This is a genomic window from Micromonospora sp. MP36 (assembly GCF_008119785.1).
Classification (GTDB): domain Bacteria; phylum Actinomycetota; class Actinomycetes; order Mycobacteriales; family Micromonosporaceae; genus Micromonospora.
On record NZ_VSFA01000195.1, the window covers coordinates 1 to 7164 of the forward strand.

The 7164-nt window shown below is 65.7% G+C and carries 8 protein-coding genes and 1 pseudogene; 7 read left to right on the plus strand and 2 right to left on the minus strand.

Features of this window, described 5'->3' with window-relative positions; genetic code table 11:
* Positions 1-33: 33 nt before the first annotated feature.
* Together FXF52_RS44355 and FXF52_RS39915 are read left to right on the plus strand one after the other, a co-directional pair.
* Positions 34-105: pseudogene (locus FXF52_RS44355) on the plus strand (transposase); the annotation flags it as partial.
* A 175-nt stretch (positions 106-280) separates the two neighbouring features.
* Positions 281-484 (plus strand): hypothetical protein, encoded by a 204-nt coding sequence (locus FXF52_RS39915; RefSeq protein WP_143193843.1) that lies wholly within the window; start codon positions 281-283, stop codon positions 482-484.
* Positions 485-503: 19 nt separating this feature from the next.
* Here the strand turns inward: FXF52_RS39915 and FXF52_RS39920 are convergent, their stop codons facing one another.
* Complete coding sequence (locus FXF52_RS39920; protein ID WP_148804832.1) at positions 504-911, minus strand: hypothetical protein; 408 nt, start codon at positions 909-911, stop codon at positions 504-506.
* Positions 908-1735, minus strand: coding sequence for an IS5 family transposase (locus FXF52_RS39925; RefSeq protein WP_148804833.1), 828 nt, complete (start codon positions 1733-1735; stop codon positions 908-910). Before FXF52_RS39925 ends, FXF52_RS39920 begins: the two co-directional genes overlap by 4 nt.
* A gap of 819 nt (positions 1736-2554) precedes the next feature.
* On the opposite strand from FXF52_RS39925, the gene FXF52_RS39935 reads away from it, so the two are divergent.
* From FXF52_RS39935 to FXF52_RS39955, 5 genes are all read left to right on the plus strand, one after another.
* The gene (locus tag FXF52_RS39935; RefSeq protein WP_255472891.1) at positions 2555-3073 is read left to right on the plus strand and encodes a tripartite tricarboxylate transporter TctB family protein; all 519 of its coding nucleotides are present in this window, start codon (positions 2555-2557) and stop codon (positions 3071-3073) included.
* Between the two features lies 1 nt (position 3074).
* The gene (locus FXF52_RS39940; RefSeq protein WP_148804835.1) at positions 3075-4574 is read left to right on the plus strand and encodes a tripartite tricarboxylate transporter permease; all 1500 of its coding nucleotides are present in this window, start codon (positions 3075-3077) and stop codon (positions 4572-4574) included.
* 67 nt (positions 4575-4641) lie between these two features.
* The gene (locus FXF52_RS39945) at positions 4642-5640 is read left to right on the plus strand and encodes a tripartite tricarboxylate transporter substrate binding protein (protein ID WP_148804836.1); all 999 of its coding nucleotides are present in this window, start codon (positions 4642-4644) and stop codon (positions 5638-5640) included.
* Positions 5637-6281: a hypothetical protein gene (locus FXF52_RS39950; RefSeq protein WP_222870940.1), complete on the plus strand. Its 645-nt coding sequence runs from the start codon at positions 5637-5639 to the stop codon at positions 6279-6281. Before FXF52_RS39945 ends, FXF52_RS39950 begins: the two co-directional genes overlap by 4 nt.
* Positions 6282-6307: 26 nt before the next feature.
* Positions 6308-7102 (plus strand): IclR family transcriptional regulator, encoded by a 795-nt coding sequence (locus FXF52_RS39955; protein ID WP_148804837.1) that lies wholly within the window; start codon positions 6308-6310, stop codon positions 7100-7102.
* The last annotated feature ends 62 nt before the right edge of the window (positions 7103-7164 follow it).

Consider the following 7164-nt stretch of genomic DNA (forward strand, 5'->3'; position numbering starts at 1 on the left):
AGACCGTCGGCCGTTAGCGGCGTTGGGCTGGTCATGGGTGATCGAAAGCCGTATCCCAGTGATGTCACCGACGAGCAGTGGGCGCTGATCGGCCCGTTCCTAGAGGACGTCTCGCAGCCCGGTGGAGGCGTCGCCCGCGCCCGGGTTGGTTCACCTGGCGGAGGGTGAGGTTCTGCAGCTACCCCTCAGCTGCACTTACCTGCCGTCCCCATCGCCAGTCCTGGCCCTTGACCTGGCCGTGCATCCTGGACGGCAGGGATCTCACCTCCAGGAGGCGGACATGCGCTGGCTCGTCATCCTCATCGTCGTACTGCTTGTCCTCGTGGCGCTGGCATTGTGGCGCCGCAGCCGACGGACGGCGACCGACGGGGACCACCAGGTCCGTAACCTGGCGGCGTCGGCGGAGGCCCGCCGCCGTCTGGACGACCACCGGAACCCGACGGACGGCAGCAACCTCCGCAGCAGCGGGGGCGGGAGTCTCTGAGAGGGCGCGGTTCGAAAGGCTAGGCCCTTTTCGGGGCAAGAACGAATATTCCGGGCTCGGTCTCGGTGAGGATCTGGCGGCTGACCAGGCGTTTCAGCCTCGCGCGAGCGCCTTCGGCGTGCTTGGGTGAGGGCTCGACGCTGACGGCGATGCAGATGTCTTTGGCGCGCATCCCGGTGGGCGCGGCGTGGAGGACGGCAAGGATCTGCTGGTAGGGGGCGCTGGCGATGGTCGGATCCTCGGCCGTGAACTCGGCGGCGGCCAGTGCTTGCAGGGTGGTGCGGGTGGTCGTCAGGTCGGCCAGTTCGCTGTCGATGCGGGCGAGTTCGGCGGTGAGCGTCGTGATCTGCTGGCGTAGCCGATCGGCGGCCTGACCTGCGGCGGCTTCGCGTTCGGCGATCAGGTCGAGGATCGTGGTGACGTTCACCGGTGCCGCCAGGACGGGGTGTTGGTGCCGGTCAGCCGCCGGACCAGGTTGGCCATCGACGCCCACAGGGTGCGCGACACCGATGACTCCGGTCGGCTCTCGTACTCGCGGGCGAGGCGGCGGTGCAGCATCAGCGTGCCGTTGACCTGCTCGACGATCCACCGCTTGCGGACCGGCACGAACCCCTGGCCGGTGTCGGCGCGTTTGACGATCTCGACGTCGATGCCCAGGACGGCGCCGTGGACCGCGACGTCCTGTTTGAAGCCGGCGTCCACCCAGGCCCGGGTGACCGTCGGGGTGTGCTCGGCGACCTTGTCCAGGAGCTTGATCCCGATCGCGTTGTCGGTGATCGAGGCGGCGGTCACCACCACGGCGCTGATCAGGCCGAGGGCGTCCACGGCCAGGCCCCGCTTACGACCGGGCACTCGTTTCGCGGCGTCCTTGCCCGTCGCCGCCGGCACGTGGTTGGCCGCACGCAGCGACTGCGTGTCCAGCACGACCGCGGTCGGATCCTCCCGGCGGCCGGCCTTCTCCCTCGCCTGGCAGCGCAGCAGTTCATGGATCGCCTGGTCGGTGCCGTCGTCACGCCACAACGCGAAGTAGTAGTACGTCGCTGACTTCTGTGGGAGGTCGTGCGGCAGATACGCCCACTGACAGCCGGTCCGGTTCTGATAGAGGATCGCGTTCACGATCTCCCGCAGATCGTAGTCACCCTGATGGCCCGAGACCGAGACGCGCTTGGCCTTCCACGCCTGCAGGAACGGGCCGATCAGCGCCCACTGCTCGTCGGTGACATCACTGGGATACGGCTTTCGATCACCCATGACCAGCCCAACGCCGCTAACGGCCGACGGTCCGGGATTCATCTTCCACGACATCCGGTGATCTCTATCCACAGCGAACCTGCAGGACGATCTCCAATCGGACTCAAACCGCAGACCAACTCAAAGATCTTCGAACCGCCCTCTGAGGGCTTGCGCTAGCCGGGGTGGGAGATCGAGGTAGCCGGCGTGGCTCTGGATCGGGGGATCAGCGCGTGGCCACCGCCGTGGACCAGGGAGGGCAAGGATCTCTCGGTGGTGTCTCGCAAGCCGATCCCGCTTGCTGAACTCGTTTCGGTTCACCAGGATACGGCGCGCCAGCTCGGCTTCCTCTAAAACACCGGCGGCGCATCGGGATGCGGGGAAGCCGATGGTAGGCGGCGACCTCGTGCGTCACCACGCCCTCGGGAAGACAATGGATTGTCGGCTGTCTCCTCCGGGCGAGCGTGGGGAGCTGCGTCACGCAAGATCAAGTTAGAAGAAGGTTGTTCGGTTTGCCCTGGCGCGAACCGCACACCTCGATCTACCGGCACCCGATCTCGCGGTCCGGGACTTCTTGCCATTGGACCGTCGCCTCGGCGTGCGGGACTCTGGCCGGGAGCGCTTCCAGCAGTTTTTTTATCATTTAGCCCTACCCGTGCCGGCGCAATTCCGCCCCCTCGGCGCCGGTTCGTGGTGACGCCTCGCCCGTCTCGAGAGGTGCGACAGAACCAGCTTGTGGCGTAAGTGAGGGGCTTGACGACGTAGAGGCGACCCTGCATCATCGCTGTCACATCCGTGAAACATTGTTTCATACAGTGAAACGTGGAGTTGTCAGTGGAGATGCTCGCCGGCAATAAGGCCGCACCGGAGGCGGACAGGAGCAAGCCCGCCCAGCGTCCCGTCGGGGCCTGGGTGGCCCAGGCGGTCTTGATCGTTCTCGCCGCGTACGTCGTCATCTCGGCCCGCGGTCTGGGCATTTGGCTGCCACAAGGTCCGGGGCCCGGCTTCTTCCCGCTGGTTCTGGCGGTGGCCTTGGTCCTGCTAAGCGTCGCTTGGTTCATCCAGACCCGTCGTGCCGCAGCCGGTAGCCCCGCCAAGGATGCCTATCCCTGGAGGCGGCCGGCGATCACGATCGCCTCACTGGTGGTGTTGGCGGCCGTTCTGAACGTCCTCGGTTTTCAGGCCAGCATGCTGCTGTTCCTGCTCTTCCACCTGAAGGTCATGGGCCGGCGCGGGTGGCTCACATCGGTCGTGATTGCGGTGGCAGGCAGCATCGGCGCGTTCTATCTCTTCAATGACTTCCTGCTGGTGCCGCTGCCGTACGCCACCGTGCCGCCCCTCACCTGGCTGGGAGTCTGACGTGGACGTCGTGAACGAACTCCTGGGCGGTTTCGCCGCTGCCCTTTCGCCGCAGAACCTACTGTTCGCCTTCATCGGCTGCCTTGTCGGCACGCTGATCGGGGTGCTTCCCGGCATCGGTCCGGTTGCCGGCGTTGCACTCCTCATCCCGCTCACGCTCAACCTGGAGCCCACCAGCGCAATCATCATGCTGGCCGCCATCTTCTACGGCACGGCATATGGCGGCACGATCACCAGCGTTCTCTTGAACACTCCCGGTGAGGCGGCGTCAGCAATCACCACGATCGACGGCTACGCCATGACCAAGAAGGGCCGCGCTGGAGTGGCCCTCACGATTGCGGCCGTCGGATCGTTCGTCGGCGGCGTGGTTGCCACCATCGGTCTCGTCATCGCGGCCCGTCCCTTGGGATCTCTGGGTCTGAAGATCGGTCCTCCGGAGTTCTTCGGCCTCATGGTCGTGGGCATCTCTCTCCTCGTTGCGCTTGCCGGTAAGAGCATGGTTCGCGCTTTGATCTCCGGAGTGCTCGGACTGTTGATTGCGATGGTGGGAATCGATCCGGTAGCCGGAGCGCCCCGGTTCACCTTCGGTAGTGACCGCCTTCTCGACGGGGTCAGCTTCGTGGCTGTCATCGTTGGTCTCTTCGGCCTGTCCGAGATCCTCATGACCGCCACCGGTGGCCGTAACCACCCGCTCACCCCCGGCATGAGGGGCCTTCTGCCCACGCGCACCGACCTTCGACGTAGCGCGCCGGCGATCCTGCGCGGCACCGGCGTGGGATTCCTCCTCGGTCTCATCCCAGGCATGACCGGGTCCGTCTCGTCCCTGCTGTCGTACGGTGCGGAGCGCAAGTTCTCGCGCTACCGTGACGAACTCGGCTCGGGTGCCGTGGAGGGCGTTGCCGGACCGGAGACTGCCAACAATGCCCACGCCAACGGTGCACTCATTCCGCTGTTCACCCTCGGCATTCCCGCCTCGCCCACGATCGCCGTTCTCATGGGCGCCTTTCTCCAACAGGGTTTGACCCCTGGGCCGACCCTGTTCACGGAGCACTCCGAGGTGGCGTGGGCCATCATCGCGAGCCTGTTCATCGGCAATGTCATCCTGCTGGTGCTCAACGTCCCACTCGTCAGGCTCTGGACTGCCATCCTCCGGATCCCCGAGAAGATCCTGACGGCCCTGATCCTGCTCTTTCTTGTGATCGGCTCCTACACGATCAACTACAGCGTCTTCGACGTCTTCGTCATGATCCTCTTCGGGGTCGTCGGGCTCGCCATGCGACGCCTCGACATCCCCCTCGCCCCGCTGGTCCTCACCGTGGTCCTCGGGCCGCTCATGGAGAGATCTCTGCGGGAGTCCCTCGACATCTCTCAGGGAAGCTTCACGATCTTCCTCACTCGTCCCCTAACCGTCGTCCTCCTCGTCATCGGCGTGCTCATCGCCGCGAGTCCGCTGCTACGCCTGCGCAAGCCCGCGGCCCTCAACGAGGACCCAGAAACCTGACGCCGCAGGGCTACCCAGACCCAACCACCAACCCCCATCGGCATTCCCCAGAACTAGAGGAGAACCCATGCGACCCAAAGCGTCCCTCGCCGTCGCGGCTGCGCTGTGTATCAGCCTGGCCTTGGCAGCATGTGGCCCGAACAATTCCTCAGCGGGCGGAGCTCAGAACTGGCCCCGCAAGGGCAAGCCGGTCGAGCTGATCGTTTCCTTTGCGCCCGGTGGTGCCGTCGATACCGCGGCTCGGCTCGTCGCTCCCATTCTTGAGAAGGAGCTTGGGACCAACGTCGAGGTCGTCAACAAGCCCGGTGCCGGAGGGCAGATCGGTTACACCGCCCTCACCAGCGCCAAGCCCGACGGTTACACCATTGGCGCTACTGGCTCGCCGTCCGTCGTGGTGTCCCCCTTGGACAAGTCCCGCGGAGCCAAGTACACCCGCGACAGCTTCCAGCCTCTGGGCATGCAGGTGATCGACCCGGCCGTTGTCGGGGTGGCCCCCGACAGCCCGTACAACTCCCTGCAGGACCTGATCGACGCGGCGAAGAAGACCCCGAGCAAGATCACTGCCAGCACGACAGGCATTCAGACCGGCGAGCATTTCGCCGCGGTCGACATCGAGCAGAAGACGGGCGCGAAGTTCGCCCTCGTTCACTTCTCGGAGGGCGCCTCCCAGGCGACAGCTGCCTTCCTCGGCGGCCACGTGCAGGTGTACATCGGCAGCGCCAGTGACGTTACCGACCTGGTCAAGCAGAAGAAGATCAAGCTGCTCGGGGTGATGGGCGAACAGCGCAGCGAGTTCCTGCCCGACACGCCGACGTTCAAGGAGCAGGGCGTCGATGTCATCTCGGCAACTGCCCGCGGCTACTCCGCTCCCGCCGGCTTGCCCGCAGAGGTTGCTACGAAGCTGGAGGCCGCCCTCAAGAAGGCGATCGAGGACCCCGCCGTCGAGTCCAAGATGAAGGCTCTGGGTCTGCAGACGAACTACCTGAGCGCAGACGAATACAAGAAGTTCTGGGGCGAGCAGGAGGAGACCGTCAAGGCTGTCCTGCCCCTCGTGGCCAAGAAGTGAACACCACAGTGACGGAAACCGTTAGCATCTCACCGGCACTGGCCGACTTCGCCCGTCCGAGCCCGGACCTGGTCCGGCGCCTCGCGGCGCTCCCCACGGCAAACATCGGCGACGCCATGGAGCGTCTGGGTGCTCTCGATTCCCGCATCCAAGCCAGTTGGCCGGGAGCCAAAGTTGCCGGGCCAGCCTTCACCGTCTGGACCCGAGCAGGCGACAACGCCGCGATCCACGCGGCGCTGCGCATCGCCAAGCCGGGAGACGTCATCGTCGTCAACGGGCAGGGCGACGAATCGAGGGCGCTGCTCGGAGAGCTCATCGGTGGACGGGCAGCAGCCGCCGGCATAGCCGGTTTCGTCCTTGACGGTGCGGTACGAGACGCCGCCGACCTGGGGGAGATCGGCATGCCGGTGTTCGCCCGAGCATGCACCCCGGCAGGGCCCTACAAACACGGTCCGGGCCGGCTCGGAGTGACCATTGCCGTTGGCGGCGTCGCGGTTAGCCTCGGAGACATCGTCGTCGGCGACGCAGATGGTGTTGTCGTGGTGCCACAAGCAGACGCCGAGGTGGTTGCCACCGCCGCCGAGGCGGTCTTCGTCGACGAGGCAAAGCGCCGCGAGGCTATCGCTACAGTCCGTCGGTAACCAAGAGGGCGGAACAAGGAGTGGTTATGTCGGAGGCAGAGGCCATCTCACTGGAATCCCCAGGCAAGGGTGCCTCCAACATGCGCTCACTGGAGCGCGCGATGGATGTCCTTGACGCACTCGTCAAACACGAAGGGCCGGTGCGGCTTGCCGACGTCGCCCGAGCCACCGGGCTACACCGGGCAACGGCGTTGCGGATCCTGACCACTCTGCAAAAGAGGGACTACGTGACCAGCGACGCCGGAGGCTACCGGGTCGGCGTGGCGGTTCTCGCCGCGGCGCACGCCTTTCTCGTCTCAGACAGCGTCAGCCGGGCGGCAGCCCCCGTCCTGCAAGAGCTTGCTGCAACGACTGGCCTGACCGCCTCCTATCACGTGCGCTCGGGAATGGAGCGCATCGTGGTGGCACGGGTCGAAGGCACCTACCCGCTCCGGTATCAGCTGCCGATCGGTAGGCGTCTGCCGCTTTACCTGGGAGCTGGGAAGGTCCTCGCAGCGTGGATGACGGAGGCGGACCTTGAGGAACTGATCAGCACGGCGGGCACCATGCGCAGCGCCGAAGGCGTGGTCATCACGCCGGAGGCGCTTCGCGGGCAACTCGCCCTGATCCGCACACGTGGCTACAACATCACAGTCAATGAGCGCGCGGTAGGAACCTCTGGGGCCAGTGCACCAGTCCACGGAGTCGACGGGGACGTGGTCGGAGTGGCCACCCTCTCCGGCCCGAGTGAGCGTCATTCCATCGACGAACTGGAGGCGTGGGTTCCAGAACTGAGGCGCGCTGCAGGGGCGCTGGCCGCAGCCCAGGCCCGCGTCCTGTAGGCAAGAGACACATTGGAGGCAATCGAACCGTGAAGTGCGCAGTGATCGGCCTTGGTGAAGCC